This window comes from Chitinophagaceae bacterium (assembly GCA_007695095.1).
Taxonomy (GTDB): Bacteria; Bacteroidota; Bacteroidia; order Chitinophagales; family REEL01; genus REEL01.
Genome location: REEL01000088.1, coordinates 106,012 through 122,870, shown reverse-complemented (window position 1 = coordinate 122,870; position 16,859 = coordinate 106,012). Strand labels below are relative to the sequence as shown.

The window sequence follows — 16,859 nt, the reverse complement described above, 5'->3', positions numbered from 1 at the left end:
TATAAAAAAAATCCAGTTAATCAATGAACATGTAAATCTAATCAATTTAAATAATTGTTCAAAAAACTACTCTAATAATTCAATATCAATATAACCTTTTTGCCTGCATAACCGTACGTGTCACAGGCGGACACCTGCGACAGATTTGGGGCACTATATTCAAACACCTAAATCAAAATTGAATGAATCTCAGGCTTTAAAAGCAGAAACAAAACATTGTTAATTCATATTGACGAATCTGAATGGATTTCTAAACCGGAGGAGTTAAATTAAATCAAGTATTTTCTCCGGAGGTCTGCCTATCACCGCTTTTTTACCATCTTTTATCAAAATGGGCCTTTCGATTAGCTTGGGGAATTTTGCAAATATTTCAGGCCATTCATCATCTTTTATCGACTTACCTTTGAAGTTTTCCTTAAAATCACTTTCTGTTTTTCTCACCAAATCCTCCGGTTTAAGATTTAGTTGGTTTAAAAGTTCATTTACCTCCTTAGCATTCAAAGGGTCTTTTAGATATTCTCTGATTTCAGGATTTATCCCATTTTCAAGAGCAAGAGCAAGGGCCTCTCTGCTTTTTCGACATCTCGGATTGTGCAAAAATGTATATTTAGCCATAATTATTCAGTTTCTTTTTTTGAACCATGCAGTAAAAATGCCTTAATAAAAGGGGTGATTTCTCCATTTAAAACAGCATCCACATTTCCGGTTTCATATTGAGTACGGGCATCTTTAATTAGTTTGTAAGGATGCAAAACATAGGAACGGATTTGAGATCCCCATTCAATTTTCATTTTATTACCTTCAATTTTATCTTTCTCCTCGTTTTGTTTTCTTAATTCTACCTCAAATAAGCGGGATTCTAACATTTTAAGAGCCTTTTCACGATTCTTGTGCTGCGACCTTTCCTGCTGACATTCGACTACAATTCCTGAGGGTAGGTGCCTGACTCTTACCGCTGTTTCAACTTTGTTGACATGCTGCCCACCCGCTCCGCTTGACCGGAACGTGTCCCATTCAATATCTGCATGATTGATTTGAATTTTTATACTTTCATCAACCATTGGGTAAACAAAAACAGAAGCAAAAGAAGTATGTCTTTTTTTGTTGGCATCAAAAGGTGAAATTCGGACTAAGCGGTGCACCCCATTTTCACATTTAAGATAGCCGTATGCAAAGGGGCCTTCAAATTCCAGTGAAACAGATTTAATTCCGGCTACATCACCATCATTCATTTCAAGTTCCCGAATTTTAAATCCGTTTTTCTCCCCCCACATAATATACATTCTCATGAGCATGGCTGCCCAGTCACAACTCTCTGTGCCTCCTGCTCCGGCATTAATTGTCAACACAGCATTTAAAGAGTCTTCTTTGTTACTGAGAGTCGTTTTCATCTCAAATTCTTCCAAAAAGGATTCAGCAATATCAACAGCCTTATCGACATCTGTTTCAGAAGATTCGCCGGAGGTTAGAAACTCCTGCAATATATCTGCTTCATCTATTTTTTCCTTTACTTTTTCAAATTCAGTTACCCAAAGTTTATGAGATTGAATTTCTTTTAAAATGCTTTGAGCTTTATCAGGGTCATCCCAAAAGCCTTCCTGCTGGCTAACTCTTTGCCCTTCCTGCATTTTATATATTTTGTTATCGAGGTCAAAGATACCTCCTTAACGACTCAAGTCGCTCTTTATAGATTTTAATTCTATCTTCTGCTATCATTATATTTTTCTTATTGAATTATAAATTACCTCTTCTTTCCTGCTCTCTTTCTATTGCTTCAAATAAAGCTTTAAAGTTTCCTTTTCCAAAAGATTGCGCGCCTTTTCTTTGAATGATTTCAAAAAATAGAGTTGGACGATCCTGTACAGGCTTTGTGAAAATCTGCAATAAATAACCTTCCTCATCTCTGTCAACTAATATTCCCAGCTCGCTGAGTTTCTTAATTTCTTCATCTATGGAACCTACTCTGCCCGGTAATTCATCATAATAAGTTTTGGGAACTTCCAAAAATTCAATGCCTCTTTTACGAAGTTCAGAAACAGTCGTTATAATATCATCTGTGGCAACAGCAATATGCTGAACTCCGGCACCGTGATAAAAATCAAGATATTCTTCAATTTGAGACTTTTTCTTGCCTTCTGCCGGCTCATTAATCGGGAATTTTATATATCCGTTTCCATTGGAAACAACCTTTGACATTAGTGCAGTATAGTCCGTAGAAATATCTTTATCATCAAAAGTGATTAAAAGCTTAAATCCCATTACCTCTTCATAAAAAGTTACCCACTTATTCATTTCGCCCCATCCAACATTTCCAACACAGTGATCAATGTATTTTAATCCGATTTCTTTCGGAGCATATGGGTTTTCCATTGGTTCAAAACCGGGCAAAAAGACCCCTTTATAGTTTTTTCTTTCTACAAAAGTGTGAATGGTATCTCCATAAGTTTTGATTGAAGCGGTTTTTACATAACCATTTTCATCTTTAGTTAATTCTGGAGGTATAGCAGATTCTGCACCTCTTTTTGTAGTCTCATTATAAGACAGTTCAGCATCATCTACCCACAATGCTAAAACTTTCACTCCGTCTCCGTGCTGTTTTACATGCTCAGAAATGGTTGAATCAGGAATTAAAGAAGTCGTTAAAACTATTCTTATCTTATCCTGCTCAAGCATATAGGATACTTTTTCTTTAATCCCGGTTTCCGGACCTGCATAAGCAGCCAGCTTAAAGCCGAATGCATGCTGATAAAAATATGCGGATTGCTTTGCATTTCCTACATAAAATTCCACATAGTCGGTTCCGTTAATAGGTAAAAAATCTACTGTTTTACTTTCTTTTGTTTTCGATTGAGTTTGCATAATCTTATTTTTTTTAACTTACCCAGGACTTATAATAATCCTTGTCTTCAATATTCATTGCTTCTTTTGTTATTTGTAACGGATTGAAAGTATCAATCATTACTGCCAGCTCCCCGGTTTCTTTTTTTCCTATACTTTTTTCAACTGTACCCGGATGCGGACCGTGAGGAATGCCCATTGGATGTAGCGTTATCATTCCTTTAGTAACATGTTTTCTGCTCATAAAATCTCCGTCTACATAATATAAAACCTCATCAGAATCCACATTGCTGTGATTGTAAGGAGCAGGAATTGCTTTAGGGTGATAATCGTATAATCTTGGACAGAAGGAACAAATTACAAAATTTCTGGCTTCAAAAGTTTGATGTACCGGTGGTGGTTGATGAATTCTGCCGGTAATAGGCTCAAAATTGTGAATGGAAAAAGCATAAGGGAATAAAAATCCATCCCAGCCAATAGCATCAAAAGGATGCGAGGCATATACAAATGGATAGATGAAATTATTTTTATTTATGAAAATCTTGAATTGCCCTTTCTCGTCAAAAGTTTCTAAGTTTTCGGGTTTACGGAAATCTCTCTCGCAAAATGGCGAGTGTTCCAGTAACTGGCCAAAATTGTTTCTATATCTTTTGGGTGTAACCACCGGACTGAAAGATTCAGTTATCAGCAGTCGATTATTTTCATTTTCAAATTGAATCTGATAAATGGTTCCTCTGGGAATTACCAGGTAATCTCCATATTCAAAAGGAATCTGCCCGTAAATTGTTTTTAGTACTCCCTTTCCCTCATGTATAAATATCACTTCATCAGCAGATGCATTTTTGTAAAAGTAGTCTGTCATGCTTTTTTTAGGAGCTGCAAGGCTAACCTGAACATCTTTGTTAAACAGTACCACTTTGCGGCTTTCTAAAAAATCATTTTCAGGATTAATATTAAAACCTTCAAAACTTCTGTGGTGAATGTTTTCACTTTTTACTGATTTTGGTGTAACATCTTTTGGTTCACCAATTGATTCAATTAAAGTAGGAGGGTGGCAATGATAAATGGTTGAATATACATTTGAAAAACCTTCGGTTGAAACCAGTTCTTCCGAATATAGTTCTCCATCTTTTTTTCTAAATTGGGTATGTCTCTTTTGAGGAATTTTACCCAGTGTATAATAATGAGGCATAAATGAATTTTAAAAGATAATTGTAATAGTTCCTGATTAAAAAACTCAATCCTGAGTTCTGTATTATCTGATATTTCAGAAACATTTCCCTTTTTACAAAAATAATAAAAAATAGTGCGATTGAAAAATTTTAGTTTATCAGAAAAGAATCACTAAACCGTTTGATTTGGGATTTTTAGAATAAAAAAGTGAAATTAAAGCGATTGCATAGCGTTTATTCTATTGTGAAGAAAACTTATAAATATAGCAAGCATTTTTTTCAACGAATTTTATAATTAAATTTTAAATTTGCAATATGATAAACAAAGCCTTACAAACTTTATCATTTATTTTTTTGATGTTTATGCTTTCTTGTGGAGAACAGGACGTTAAAGAACCTATGGTAAAGGATGAAATGCCTGAAATGACAGGCACTGCTCCATCGCCCAGAATTAACATGCTCAATCAGCAAATTCGTGAAAATCCGGATAATGCCGAGTTGTATTATCTGAGAAGTAAAGAATACTATGAGTTAAGGAAATTTGGAGAGGCATTGTTTGATATAAACAGAGCTATAGAAAAAGACCCTGAGCAATCTGATTATCATCTGAAGCAGGGTAAGATTTATTTTGAAAACTTTGATATAACCCGAAGTATGAATAGCCTTAGAAAGGCACATGAACTAAAGCCTGACAGAGATGATGCTTTGTATTTTATGGGGAAGTATATGTACTATTTTGCTCAGTATGAAGAAGCAATGGGATTTGCAAACAGAGCATTAAGATTAGATATTTTTAATCCGGATGTTTATTTCCTGAAGGCTATGATTTTTAAAGAAACCGGAGAAATAGATAAAGCAATTTCAAATTTTCAGACTGCTGTAGAGCAGGATCCTGAATTTTATCATGCTTATGTACAATTAGGTTTACTTTTTGGAGAAAAGCAAGATCCATTGACAGTCAGATATTTCCAAAACGCATTGCGGGTGGATCCTGAAAGTACCGAATCTTTGTATGGAATAGCCTTATATTATCAGGGAAAAGAAGATTTTGAGAAAGCTATGGATTACTATAAACAGATTATTGAAATAGATTCCAGACATGAAAGAGCATATTATAATAAAGGTTTTATTTACTTTCAACAGGATTCTCTTGAAAAAGCTGACAGACATTTTGGTATAGCTATAAATATTTCACCTACATTTGCTGATGCATATTATATGAGAGGTTTATGTGCAGAAGCCGAAAATGATTTTGTAACTGCCGAGTTTTATTACAGACAAGCGCTGAGATTAGAGGAGCATGCGCTGGCTTCAAGAGGACTTGATAGAATTGGCAGATAATTTTAAAAATTCTTAAAGCAACATTATACTATTAAAACAACTAATGTAATGATTAAAATAAAATTTCCCGATGGAAATGTAAAAGAATATGAAAGTGGAATAACCACTCTTCAAATTGCGGAAAGTATTAGTAGGGGATTAGCTAAAAGTGCACTTGCTGCTAAGTTTAATAAAAAAGTTATTGATTTAACGAGGCCTTTGACAGAGGATGGGGATTTAGAAATTTTGAAGTGGGAAGATGATGCCGGAAAAACTACTTTTTGGCATTCAACGGCTCACCTTATGGCGGAGGCTTTGGAAGCTGAATTTCCGGGAGTAAAATTCGGTATCGGACCGCCGGTTGAAAATGGATTTTATTATGATATTGACCTGGGAGATCATCATTTAAGTCCGGATGATTTAGTAAGAATTGAAAAGAAAATGACGGATCTGGCATCTCAGAAAAAAGAGTATATCCGAAAAGAAATCCCCAAAAAGGAAGCATTAGATTTTTATACTGAAAAGGGCGACCCTTACAAAGTAGAATTGCTTCAGGAGCTGGAAGACGGTGAAATTACTTTTTATGAGCAAGGAAGCTTTACGGATTTATGCAGAGGTCCGCACATACCTCATACCGGTCTTATAAAAGCGATTAAACTTACGGGAATTGCAGGTGCTTATTGGAGGGGAGATGAGAAAAATAAACAGCTAACCAGAATTTACGGAGTTTCATTTCCTAAGAAAGATCAGCTTCAGGAATATCTTTTAATGCTTGAAGAAGCTAAAAAAAGAGATCACAGAAAGATTGGCAAAGAAATGGAGCTTTTCACATTTGACGATGATGTAGGGCCCGGTCTGCCATTATGGATGCCAAAAGGAACTGTCTTAATTGAATGTCTTGAAAAACTGGCCGGAAAAACCGAGAAAGAAGCCGGTTATCAGATGGTAAGAACGCCTCATGTTGCTAAAGAAAGCATGTATATAAAAAGTGGACATTTACCGTATTACAAAGAAAGTATGTTTCCGGCTATGGAATTTGATGGGGTGAATTATTACTTAAAAGCAATGAATTGCCCGCACCACCACAAAATTTATGATGCACTGCCACGAAGTTACAGGGATTTGCCTTTGAGACTATCAGAATATGGCACTTGTTACAGAAATGAAAAATCCGGAGAGCTTTTCGGGCTTATGCGAGTGAGAAGTCTGCAAATGAATGATGCTCATATTTACTGCTCAAAAGACCAGTTTGCTTCAGAATTTAGAGCCGTTAATGAAATGTATATGAAATATTTCAAAATATTTGGAATAGATAAATATATAATGAGGTTTTCAACTCACGACCCCGAAAAGTTAGGCAAGAAGTATGTCGATATGCCGGAGTTATGGAAAGAAACAGAAGATATGGTGCGGGAAGTACTGGAAGATACCAAAACCCCTTATAAGGAAGTTGCTGATGAAGCAGCTTTTTACGGTCCTAAGATAGATGTTCAAATTTGGAGTGCTATAGGCAGAGAGTTTACCCTGGCAACCAATCAGGTTGATTTTTCACAGCCAATCAGGTTTAATCTGACTTTCAAAAATGAAAAAAATGAAGAAGAAACGCCTATTATAATTCACAGAGCTCCTTTAGGCACTCACGAAAGGTTCATAGGTTTTCTAATTGAGCATTATGCAGGCAAGTTTCCGGTTTGGTTAGCACCTGAACAAGTTATTATTTTACCAATCTCAGATAAAAGCTTAGAATATGGTAAAAAAGTTTTAAATTACCTAAAAAAGTACGATATTCGCACCTCTATTGACGTAAGAGGTGAAAAAATCGGCAAGAAGATAAGAGATGCTGAGGTGGCCAAAACTCCTTACATGCTGATAATAGGCGATAAAGAAGCGGAAAACGAAACAGTTTCAGTGCGTAGACAAGGACAGGGCGATCAGGGTTCATTGCATTTCGAAAAATTTGCAGAGCAAGTACTTACAGAAATAGAAAATTATCATTAACCAAAACAAAACAGTTTGAAAGGAGGATTTAAAGGTAGAAGACGACCGCAAAGGATTGAGAAGAAATCAGAACACAGGATAAATGAAGACATTCGGGCCCAAAAGGTCAGGGTTGTAGGTGAAAATTTAGAAACCGGAGTGTATTCATTGAAAGAGGCTTTAGAATTGGCTGATGAACAAGGCTTAGATTTAGTTGAAATTGCACCTAAAGCAGACCCACCGGTTTGTAAAGTGATTGATTACAGCAAATTTCTTTATGATAAAAAGAAGAAAGAAAAAGAAATCAAAGCTAAAGCAGCAAAAACAGTTATTAAAGAAATTCGATTTACTCCCAATACCGATGAACATGATTTAGATTTTAAAACCAATCATGCTATAGCTTTCTTAAAAGAAGGTGCGAAGGTCAAAGCCTATATTCAGTTCAAAGGAAGAACTATTTTGTTTAAGGAAAGAGGCGAATTGTTATTATTAAAATTCGTTAAGAACATAGAAGAATATGGCATTTTAGAACAAATGCCGAAGTTAGAAGGAAAGAGAATGATAATTTTTGTTGCTCCTAAACAACAGAAAAAATAGTTAACCTTTCTTTTAATCAATACTTTTTATTAATTTTGCAAAAAAATTTAAGAAATGCCGAAGATGAAAACGAACTCGAGTGCGAAAAAAAGATTTAAGCTTACCGGCTCGGGGAAAGTAAAGAGAAAGCATGCTTACCATAATCACATTTTAACTAAAAAATCTAAGAAAAGAAAAAGTAGATTGGTTAAAAGCGGTTTAGTACATGAAACCAATGAGTTTAATATCAAAAGACTATTATTAAAGGCTTAGACAAAAAAATAATTTATGCCACGTTCAGTTAACAATACAGCTTCAAAAGCAAAGAGAAAAAAGATTTTAAAGCAGGCCAAAGGTTATTTTGGAAGAAGAAAGAATGTATACACAGTCGCTAAAAATGCGGTTGAGAAAGGTCTTCAATATAGCTATAGAGACAGGAAGAATAAAAAACGTTCTTTCAGAGCTCTTTGGATTACCAGAATTAACGCTGCTACCAGAGAAGAAGGAATGAGCTACTCAAAGTTTATGGGATTACTTGATAAAAAAGGAATTGACATTAACAGAAAAGTATTAGCTGATTTAGCTATGAATGATCCGGAAGCTTTCAAATCAATAGTTGCTGAAGTAAAAGCTTAAGCACTTTTTGAATCTAATATATCAGATTATACCCCGAAAGGTTTTTTACTTTCGGGGTAATTTTTTTTATTGAGAAACAGATACAATTAGTTTCCTTGCACCTCCGTAATTTCGGAATTCACAGAGATAGATTCCCTGCCAGGTGCCCAGTGCAGGTCTTTTATTTACTATTGGAATACTTAGTGAGCTACCACAAAAAATTGATTTTACATGTGCAGGCATATCATCCGGACCTTCCGATGTATGTGTATAGTATGCCTGATTCTCCGGGACTAATTTATTGAAGATGTTTTCAAGATCAACACGAACGCTTGGGTCAGCATTTTCATTAATAGCTAAACCTGCGGAGGTGTGCTGAATAAAAATATGTAAGAATCCGTTTTCAGGCCATTCATCAACAGCATCAAATATGTTGGAAGTAATTAAATAAAAACCTCTTTTAAAAGCCGGTAATCTAAGTTCAAAATGTTTAACCATAATCTTTTTTTTAATAGTAAACTAAGCTAAATAAAATTTGTTGATAAATGAATTTGTCGTAATAAAAGGTATTTTTGCAAAAAAGAGTTATTCAGTTATCAAGATAAAAGTATTGGCATTTCTGCAATATCTAAAGTTCGAATTATTTCAGTTAAATTATGAGTGAAAAAAAACAGGAAGAGGCACCAAAAAAGCCGAATAAAAAGTCGCTTAAAACAGCACTCAGGATTTATCAATATATTTTACCGTACAAGAGTTTGTTTGTGGTTGGTCTGGTATTCTTGTTTTTATCATCAGCAACTACTTTAATATTTCCATATATAACAGGAGAGCTTGTAGATGCGGCAACAGGTGAGAATACCTGGTTGATGGATAATATCAATCAAATTGCAATTGTCTTAGTCGCAATTTTAGTTTTTCAGGCCGTTTTTTCTTATTTCAGAATTGTTTTGTTTGCCAAAGTAAGTGAACGGGCTATGGGTAAATTGAGAAAAGATTTATTTGAACATATTTTGAGATTGCCCATTCACTTTTTTGAAAAAAACCGGGTAGGTGAATTAACCAGCAGGTTAACTTCTGATATTTCTCAGGTTCAAACCACTTTTTCTGTTACTCTGGCTGAATTTTTAAGGCAGGTTATTACTCTGATCGTTGGGATTATACTTATATTTTTTATTTCTGTTCAGCTAACACTTTTAATGTTGGCGACTTTTCCGGTTTTGGTTTTAGCAGCATTGATACTGGGGCGCTTTATCAGAAAACTATCCAAAAAAACACAGGACGAGTTAGCTACAGCTAATGTAACTCTCGAAGAATCTCTTCAAAGCATACAAGTAGTTAAAGCTTTTAGTAATGAAAAGTTAGAGGCAAACAGATACAGTAGCGGTATAGATAAAGTAGTTGATTTAGCTCTGAAGACTGCAAATTACAGGGCATTTTTTGTGTCTTTTGTGATTTTTGCTTTGTTTGGAGCAATCGTATTGGTGCTTTGGTTTGGAGCTTCTTTGGTGCAAAGTGATACAATGACTATTGGAGAGCTTACGGCTTTTATCATTTACACTACCTTTATTGGTGGAGCTGTCGGTGGAATGGGAGACATTTATGGTACAATCCAAAAGACTTTAGGTGCAACTGACCGTTTAATAGAGATTCTTAATGAACCGGAAGAAAAGTACTTGTCAACAGATACTGAAATGGAAGAGAATTCGAAAAGCGATAATATTGCGGTTCGTTTTAATCATGTCCGTTTCAATTATCCATCTCGGCCTGAACTTGAAGTTTTAAGTGATATTCATTTTGAAATTGAGCGAAATAGTAAAATAGCTATTGTAGGGCCTAGCGGTGCCGGAAAATCTACTATAGTACAATTACTTTTGAATTTTTACCAGCCTTTAAGTGGAAAAATTGAAATTGATGGTAAAAATATGGAAGACTATACTTTATCTGCGTTAAGAGATAAGATAGGATTAGTACCTCAGGAAGTTCAATTGTTTGGAGGTAGTATTCGGGAGAATATTTTATATGGTAAAAATAATGCCTCTCAGGAAGAGATTGAGCAGGCAGCTACAAAAGCAAATGCTATAGATTTTATAAATTCTTTTCCGGAGGGTTTTGAAACCATGGTTGGTGAAAGAGGTATAAAGTTAAGTGGAGGACAAAAACAACGCATTGCCATTAGCAGAGCTTTTTTAAAAAACCCGGAATTTCTTATCCTGGATGAAGCAACCAGCTCGCTGGATGCTGAATCTGAAAGAATGGTACAGGAAGCCTTAGATGCTTTGATGCTTGGAAGAACAACCCTGATAATTGCTCACAGGCTCTCTACAATCATGAAGTCTGACCGTATCATAGTATTGAATAATGGCGAGATTGTTGAGTCAGGCTCACATGCAGAATTGATTCAAAATGATAGTGGTTTATATAATCATTTGGTGAATTTGCAATTTACCGAACACTAATAAATTTTTCGTTTTTGATGCCTCATCAGTAATTTTGAAACCCTAAATCCTTTAGCGTATTTGTTTGAGAAGTTTTTTTTATGTTTTTCTGTGTGTAACTATTTTCATTGTATCTCGTAAAAAGGTGAAGATTCCCTCACAAAAATTAAAAACATGTTAAGAAAAATTTACTCAGTTTTAATAGTAACAACAGTTTTATTATGTAGTACACACTACAATGCCTATAGTATAGTTGTTGAAAGTGCCGGTAGCGGTAACTGGAATGATGGTTCAACATGGGTAGGGGGTATTGCACCCACAATTGATGATGATGTTGTGATTCATTCAAACCATCAAATAGTTTTAAACTCTACTGCTTATATTGAAAGCCTGACTATAAGTGAAGTAGCCCCGGGCGATTCATCTTCTATAGAAATTCTTTCCGGGAGACAGCTTATCATTGCGAATGATTTACAATTGAATGAGGGGGGGGCAGGAGTAGCTGTTCTACAGCTTCTTGGTACGGTTGAAATCGGAGGAGATTTAATTTTGTACGGTGATGGAGATATCAATACAGCTAAAGTTAACCTATTAGGTACTTTAGATTTAAAAGGGGAATTAAACTATTATACTATAGGTCAACTTGTCACAAATAGTGCCGGCCCGGGAAGGTTAATATTAAGTGGTAATTCTTCACAAACTCTCACAATTGAAAACGGTTCTGTAATGCCTGATTTAGAAATTAATAATTCTTCAGGTGTAACATTACAAACAAACCTGACCTCAACAAATTTTGTTGGAGATTTACTCATTAAATCAGGTAGTAGTTTTAATTTAAATGCTACAGTATTTAGTGTTTTTGGATCCTTTACAATGGAAAGTGGAGCAACCTTACACCTAATGAATGGAACAGCAGTTCCTGAATTTGGTTTTTATGGATGGAGTGCGGGTTCTACAGTTCGTTTTACCGGTTCTTCTCAGGTTGATGTTGAAAATTTAAAAGGTGGATATAGCTATCCAAATGTTATTTTTGAAGCAACTGGTGGGATTCGTTTAGTAGGAAACATACGTTTAAGAGGAAATTTAACTGTTTTTGACTATCCTTTTAATGCAAATAGCCAAACTGTTACATTTGTTGGAAGTGGCACACAGTCTTTGAATTTAATGGGATCATCTAATTCACTATATAATTTAACTTTAGATAAGCCCGGTCAGAGTGTAGAGTTAAGTAATGATTTAAGAATTTCAAATCAATTAAGTTTGGTAGGCGGAGTTTTAACAACCGGAATAGCTAACACTGTGATCATTACTAATACAAATGGGAATGCCATTACTTCACATTCATCTTCTTCCTTTATTAATGGAAATTTAAGAAGACATATGGCATCAAATTCACAGGATTATGCATTTCCTTTAGGTGCAGGGACAACCTCTCAGTCATACTTTTTGGGAGTATTGGAAAATAATTTTTTAGAGGGTGTAAATTATATAGATGCCAGAATAAGTGGTTTAGTAAATCATAATTCTTCAAATTTTGAAGCATTAGAACTAAGTGATGACTCTATCAGTTATCAAACTGTAGCAACAGAGGCAATCTGGATTTTTACACCTGATATGCAGCCAACATCAGGTACTTATGGAATGAAGTTAAATATAAACAACCTGAGTGGTTTACAAGATAATAGATTTGCTATCTTAAAAAGACCTGAGGGTGGAAATGAAGCAAACTGGAGCCCGGATGGAAATATTGAGCCGGTAAATGGAACAGGAAGAAGGTTGAGTGATGGATTTGCATACAGACATGGTTATACTTCATTTTCTGAATTTGGAATTGGAAAAGGAGAAAGTGAAGTTGAATTGTTACCGGTTACTTTAGATTTCTTTCAGGCTTTTATGAAAGATGATGGTGAGGTTATCATTGATTGGGTTACTGTAGTAGAAATAAATTGTGATCATTTTACTATCGAAAGAAGTAATGACGGGATCAATTTTTATGATTGGAGGACAGTTAATGGAAATGGAAACTCAACTTCCAGAATTCACTATAGAGAATTTGATTCTAATCCATATAATGGAATCACATTTTACAGACTAAGACAAACGGATTTTGATGGAACTAATGAAACTTTTAACATTGTTTCAGTTCATGATAATCCGGTAGCTCAAAAAGGACAAGGAATCTCTTTATATCCAAATCCTGTGAATGGAGGAAATAGCTTAAAAATAAGTGGTTTTGATTTTTCACTACCAAATTCTAAAGTAATAATATTCCATGTCTCATCAGGTCAGATGGTATACGAAAGCCGTATTGATGATGAAAGTCCGGTAATTCTTTTACCTGAAAACTTAGTCCCCGGAATGTACATCTTAAGGTCAGAATCAGATTTCTCTAACGGGCACTCTACTTTTATTGTAAAATAAGATACACACAGCTATTAGTCTGAAAGTTAAACTACTATAGTTTCTCTTTCAGACTATATTTTATTTTAGTTAAATACAAATATAATTTTAAAAACATACGACTTAGTATTAAATAATTGTAACAAATTTATTTACTCATCGTAAAATCTAAAAAAACTTAAATATGGTTAAACTTAAAATTTTTCGTTCAATTATTGTTTCTTGCTTATTTATGTGCGCTCCGGCAGTATCTAATGCAAACATAACTCTTGATTTTTTTCAGGGATTTTTGAAAAGTTCAAATGACGTAGTTCTTGATTGGGTAACTGTAAATGAAACAGATGCGGATTTCTTTACTGTGGAAAAGAGCAATGACGGTATTAATTTCCAACATTTTGCTACTGTTCAGGCCGCAAATAATAATGCTTTAAGAAATCATTACAGATTAAATGACAATTCACCGAATACTTCTTCAACATATTACAGACTTAGTCATACAGATATATTTGGTGTAACTGAAGTATTTAATGTGGTAATTATAGGGCAGACTGTGAGTCAACAAAATAACAATCTGGCATATAACCCAAACAATGTTTCAAATACACAGTCAAAGAAAATAAGCTTATTTGGTAAAACATTCGAAGATAAATCTGTAAAAATTTATGATGCTAAAACAGGACAGTTTATTCAGGAAGTAGTACCCGGCACAACTGATAATGATATTGTTCTTCAAAATAACCTTTCTGATGGAAAATACTTAATCAGAATTGAAAATAATACCGGAGTGGAAACGCGTTCACTTAATGTAAATAAATAGATACGTTTGGGTGATTTTCTTTAGGGCCGGTAAGTATAAAAGCTTACCGGTTTTTTTATTTCTTAAGATACTCAATTACTATCTTATAAAAACTTTCAGGTTGTTCGGCATGAATCCAGTGACCGGCATTTTTAACATTTTCAATTTCCGCTAAAGGAAAATATGTCTTGATATCGTCTATATCATCCATCTGTAAATAATCAGATTTTTCACCTTTAATAAATAGAATCGGCAGATTGACCGGAATCGGCGGAATGATACTTTTTAAAATCGAATCATAATGATTATCAAGTGCTTTAAGATTCATTTTCCATTTATAAGACCCGTTATTTGTCCGGTCTATATTTTTAAGAAGAAATTGACGTATACCGGCATGTGAAATTTTTTCAGAGAGTATTTTATCAGCATCATTTCTGGATTCAATTTTTTCAACCTGAACAGATTTTAATGCATCAAATATTACATCATGACCACTTTGATATTCTTTGTAACTCATATCTACACAAATTCCTTTTTTTAGCTTATGTGGAAAGTCAATCATGAATTGAAGTAAGGTTTTGCCTCCCATAGAATGCCCGATTATAAATACCTGATCAAGACCCTGTTGCTCTAAAAAGGAGTTTAGGTCCTCAGCCATTAATTCATAAGAATGTTCTTCCGTGTGAATAGATTTGCCGTGATTTCGCTGATCGATTGTGAAAACATGATAGGTTTCTCCGAATTTCCTGGCAAGCGTTTGCCAGTTATCCAATGAACCAAACAGCCCATGAAGTATAATTAATGTATCATTATCCTTATTCCCAAATTCTTTATAATTCAATTCTACCATAGTTTAGCTTGCTTATATTTATATTTTCTGAATGTACATTTTTAAAAGTATTTTTATCAATCTGCCTGTTTTTATCAAAAATTCCAAAAACAGAAGAACCACTTCCTGACATTGAAGCATAAATGGCACCCGACTGATACATTTGTTCTTTTAAGTCTTTAATTTCAGAATGAGAACTGAAAACAGTACTTTCAAAATCATTGTTTAGAAATTCTTTCCATTTTACGATATTTTGTAAACCTTTAGTCCAGTTAGCCGGTGCTTTTTTAGGTATAATTTGACTATAAGCTTCTTTTGTACTTACAAAAATTTCGGGCCAAATAATTACTAATGTATATTCATTCTGAATGTTTAAATCTAGTTCTTTTAGTTTATTTCCTTTGTCATATGCTAAAGCAGCTTTATTACGAATGAAAAAAGGACAGTCACTTCCCAGCATAGTGGCATATTTTTCCAATTGGGTATCATTCAGATTTAGTTCAAATAAGGTATTTAAAGCTTTCAACATAAAAGCTGCATCAGATGAGCCACCACCCAAGCCGGCTCCCATTGGAATGTTTTTTATTAAGTGAGTTTCTACTGCCTGAATTCCGAAGTCAGATTGTAATAAATTCCAGGCTTTAAAAATCAGATTATCTTCTGTCTTACAGTTTATAACCCTACCGCTAACGTTAAGAGAAAATTTCTTTGAAGGAATAATTTCCAGTACATCAAACCAATTTACCGGTAGAAAAACACTTTCTAAATTATGGAAACCATCCGGACGTTTTTCAGTGATAAAGAGACCCAGATTAATTTTAGCATTTGGAAATACTATCATTAGATTTATTGCATTTTAGCTCTTTTCAATAAAAAAGGAAGTAAGATTTGTTTGAAATCTTTATTGATATCAGCCTCTATAAAATCAATATTAAACTGTCCACATTTTAACATCAATGACCGTTTAAATTTCTCAGCTTGTTCGGTATAGAATTTTTTTACTTCATTTGAGCGAAGTTTAACTTTTTCACCGGATTCCATATCTACAAAGACATAAGGTCTGTTTTCAAATTCAAAGTCAATTTCAGCAGCTTTATCTACAACGTGAAATACAATCACCTCATGTTTGTTATATTTTAAGTGCTGCAAAGCAGAAAAAATTTCTTCCTGTTCAGCAGTGTTCTCCATCATATCACTGAACAGTATAACCAAGCTTCTGCGGTGAATACTTTCAGCAAGAATATGTATATTTTCAGCTGCCTTTGTCTTTTTCCCTCTTGGGCTTTGTTCAGCCAGATTTGTTAAATTGCTTAGTAATAGTTTATGATGAACATTCGTAGACTTCGGAGCATAATTCGTTTCGATTTTATCTGAAAAGATACTTAATCCAAAAGCATCTCTTTGTTTTTTGAGCATATGCATGATAGATGCTGCAGACAAAATAGAAAATTTGATTTTATTTACAGGACTGTTTTCCGGATAAAACATAGACGAGGATGCATCGATAATAAGTTGGCATCGTAAATTCGTTTCTTCCTCATACTTCTTAACATAGTATCGATTTGTGCGGGCAAACACTTTCCAGTCGATATTTTTAATAGGATCACCGGGATTATAAAGCCTGTGTTCAGCAAACTCAACTGAAAATCCGTGATACGGACTTTTATGTAACCCAATTATAAAGCCTTCAACAACCTGTTTTGCTAATAATTCAAGGTTGTCAAACTGGTGTAAGTCTTGTAGTTTTACAAATTTTTCTGTCATTTTTTGATTTTACTTTAACTCAACGATTCCTTTCTTACATATATTTTTGTAAAAATAGTAAGAAGGTCATGGAATTCGATTTTTCGTCTCAATATTTATATCCACAAGCCCAGATCTTTATTTTGGACTAAGGTAAC

16 protein-coding genes are annotated in these 16,859 nt (G+C 34.3%); 8 read left to right on the top strand and 8 right to left on the bottom strand.

Going from position 1 to position 16,859, the window contains the following annotated elements; translation table 11 throughout:
* Positions 1-264: 264 nt before the first annotated feature.
* The 4 genes from EA412_05230 to EA412_05215 all read right to left on the bottom strand — a co-directional run bounded on the left by EA412_05230 (position 265) and on the right by EA412_05215 (position 4,030).
* Positions 265-615 (bottom strand): arsenate reductase family protein, encoded by a 351-nt coding sequence (locus EA412_05230; GenBank protein TVR80314.1) that lies wholly within the window; start codon positions 613-615, stop codon positions 265-267.
* 2 nt (positions 616-617) lie between these two features.
* Complete coding sequence (gene prfB / locus EA412_05225) at positions 618-1,628, bottom strand: peptide chain release factor 2 (protein ID TVR80313.1); 1,011 nt, start codon at positions 1,626-1,628, stop codon at positions 618-620.
* Positions 1,629-1,734: 106 nt separating this feature from the next.
* Entirely contained in the window at positions 1,735-2,859 is a 1,125-nt protein-coding gene (hppD, locus tag EA412_05220) for a 4-hydroxyphenylpyruvate dioxygenase (GenBank protein TVR80312.1), read from the bottom strand.
* A 13-nt stretch (positions 2,860-2,872) separates the two neighbouring features.
* Complete coding sequence (locus tag EA412_05215; GenBank protein TVR80311.1) at positions 2,873-4,030, bottom strand: homogentisate 1,2-dioxygenase; 1,158 nt, start codon at positions 4,028-4,030, stop codon at positions 2,873-2,875.
* A gap of 295 nt (positions 4,031-4,325) precedes the next feature.
* Here EA412_05215 and EA412_05210 point away from each other — a divergent pair, with 295 nt between their 5' ends.
* From EA412_05210 to EA412_05190, 5 genes are all read left to right on the top strand, one after another.
* The gene (locus EA412_05210) at positions 4,326-5,351 is read left to right on the top strand and encodes a hypothetical protein (GenBank protein TVR80310.1); all 1,026 of its coding nucleotides are present in this window, start codon (positions 4,326-4,328) and stop codon (positions 5,349-5,351) included.
* A gap of 48 nt (positions 5,352-5,399) precedes the next feature.
* Entirely contained in the window at positions 5,400-7,328 is a 1,929-nt protein-coding gene (thrS, locus tag EA412_05205; protein ID TVR80309.1) for a threonine--tRNA ligase, read from the top strand.
* 78 nt (positions 7,329-7,406) lie between these two features.
* Positions 7,407-7,904 (top strand): translation initiation factor IF-3, encoded by a 498-nt coding sequence (locus tag EA412_05200; GenBank protein TVR80319.1) that lies wholly within the window; start codon positions 7,407-7,409, stop codon positions 7,902-7,904.
* Positions 7,905-7,958: 54 nt separating this feature from the next.
* Complete coding sequence (locus EA412_05195) at positions 7,959-8,156, top strand: 50S ribosomal protein L35 (protein TVR80308.1); 198 nt, start codon at positions 7,959-7,961, stop codon at positions 8,154-8,156.
* Between the two features lie 15 nt (positions 8,157-8,171).
* Complete coding sequence (locus EA412_05190; GenBank protein TVR80307.1) at positions 8,172-8,519, top strand: 50S ribosomal protein L20; 348 nt, start codon at positions 8,172-8,174, stop codon at positions 8,517-8,519.
* 66 nt (positions 8,520-8,585) lie between these two features.
* Here the strand turns inward: EA412_05190 and EA412_05185 are convergent, their stop codons facing one another.
* Positions 8,586-8,996 (bottom strand): YjbQ family protein, encoded by a 411-nt coding sequence (locus tag EA412_05185; GenBank protein TVR80306.1) that lies wholly within the window; start codon positions 8,994-8,996, stop codon positions 8,586-8,588.
* A gap of 158 nt (positions 8,997-9,154) precedes the next feature.
* Here EA412_05185 and EA412_05180 point away from each other — a divergent pair, with 158 nt between their 5' ends.
* The 3 genes from EA412_05180 to EA412_05170 all read left to right on the top strand — a co-directional run bounded on the left by EA412_05180 (position 9,155) and on the right by EA412_05170 (position 14,150).
* Entirely contained in the window at positions 9,155-10,954 is a 1,800-nt protein-coding gene (locus tag EA412_05180) for an ATP-binding cassette domain-containing protein (GenBank protein TVR80305.1), read from the top strand.
* 153 nt (positions 10,955-11,107) lie between these two features.
* Positions 11,108-13,354: a T9SS C-terminal target domain-containing protein gene (locus EA412_05175; GenBank protein TVR80304.1), complete on the top strand. Its 2,247-nt coding sequence runs from the start codon at positions 11,108-11,110 to the stop codon at positions 13,352-13,354.
* 211 nt (positions 13,355-13,565) lie between these two features.
* Positions 13,566-14,150, top strand: a complete 585-nt coding sequence (locus EA412_05170; GenBank protein ID TVR80303.1) for a T9SS C-terminal target domain-containing protein — start codon at positions 13,566-13,568, stop codon at positions 14,148-14,150.
* A 55-nt stretch (positions 14,151-14,205) separates the two neighbouring features.
* On the opposite strand, the gene EA412_05165 is transcribed toward EA412_05170, so the two are convergent.
* The 3 genes from EA412_05165 to EA412_05155 are packed head-to-tail and all read right to left on the bottom strand — an operon-like array spanning position 14,206 to position 16,722.
* Entirely contained in the window at positions 14,206-14,979 is a 774-nt protein-coding gene (locus EA412_05165) for an alpha/beta fold hydrolase (GenBank protein ID TVR80302.1), read from the bottom strand.
* The gene (locus EA412_05160) at positions 14,960-15,799 is read right to left on the bottom strand and encodes a 4-(cytidine 5'-diphospho)-2-C-methyl-D-erythritol kinase (GenBank protein ID TVR80301.1); all 840 of its coding nucleotides are present in this window, start codon (positions 15,797-15,799) and stop codon (positions 14,960-14,962) included. The genes EA412_05165 and EA412_05160 overlap by 20 nt, the downstream gene beginning before the upstream one ends.
* A 5-nt stretch (positions 15,800-15,804) precedes the next feature.
* Positions 15,805-16,722, bottom strand: a complete 918-nt coding sequence (locus EA412_05155) for a DUF58 domain-containing protein (protein TVR80300.1) — start codon at positions 16,720-16,722, stop codon at positions 15,805-15,807.
* Positions 16,723-16,859 lie beyond the last annotated feature (137 nt).

Excerpts from the sequence above, each read along its gene's own strand:
- EA412_05230 (TVR80314.1), bottom strand. The coding sequence starts at position 615 with ATGGCTAAATATACATTTTTGCACAATCCGAGATGTCGAAAAAGCAGA.
- prfB (TVR80313.1), bottom strand. The coding sequence starts at position 1,628 with ATGCAGGAAGGGCAAAGAGTTAGCCAGCAGGAAGGCTTTTGGGATGAC.
- hppD (TVR80312.1), bottom strand. The coding sequence starts at position 2,859 with ATGCAAACTCAATCGAAAACAAAAGAAAGTAAAACAGTAGATTTTTTA.
- EA412_05215 (TVR80311.1), bottom strand. The coding sequence starts at position 4,030 with ATGCCTCATTATTATACACTGGGTAAAATTCCTCAAAAGAGACATACC.
- EA412_05210 (TVR80310.1), top strand. The coding sequence starts at position 4,326 with ATGATAAACAAAGCCTTACAAACTTTATCATTTATTTTTTTGATGTTT.
- thrS (TVR80309.1), top strand. The coding sequence starts at position 5,400 with ATGATTAAAATAAAATTTCCCGATGGAAATGTAAAAGAATATGAAAGT.
- EA412_05195 (TVR80308.1), top strand. The coding sequence starts at position 7,959 with ATGCCGAAGATGAAAACGAACTCGAGTGCGAAAAAAAGATTTAAGCTT.
- EA412_05190 (TVR80307.1), top strand. The coding sequence starts at position 8,172 with ATGCCACGTTCAGTTAACAATACAGCTTCAAAAGCAAAGAGAAAAAAG.
- EA412_05185 (TVR80306.1), bottom strand. The coding sequence starts at position 8,996 with ATGGTTAAACATTTTGAACTTAGATTACCGGCTTTTAAAAGAGGTTTT.
- EA412_05180 (TVR80305.1), top strand. The coding sequence starts at position 9,155 with ATGAGTGAAAAAAAACAGGAAGAGGCACCAAAAAAGCCGAATAAAAAG.
- EA412_05175 (TVR80304.1), top strand. The coding sequence starts at position 11,108 with ATGTTAAGAAAAATTTACTCAGTTTTAATAGTAACAACAGTTTTATTA.
- EA412_05170 (TVR80303.1), top strand. The coding sequence starts at position 13,566 with ATGTGCGCTCCGGCAGTATCTAATGCAAACATAACTCTTGATTTTTTT.
- EA412_05165 (TVR80302.1), bottom strand. The coding sequence starts at position 14,979 with ATGGTAGAATTGAATTATAAAGAATTTGGGAATAAGGATAATGATACA.
- EA412_05160 (TVR80301.1), bottom strand. The coding sequence starts at position 15,799 with ATGATAGTATTTCCAAATGCTAAAATTAATCTGGGTCTCTTTATCACT.
- EA412_05155 (TVR80300.1), bottom strand. The coding sequence starts at position 16,722 with ATGACAGAAAAATTTGTAAAACTACAAGACTTACACCAGTTTGACAAC.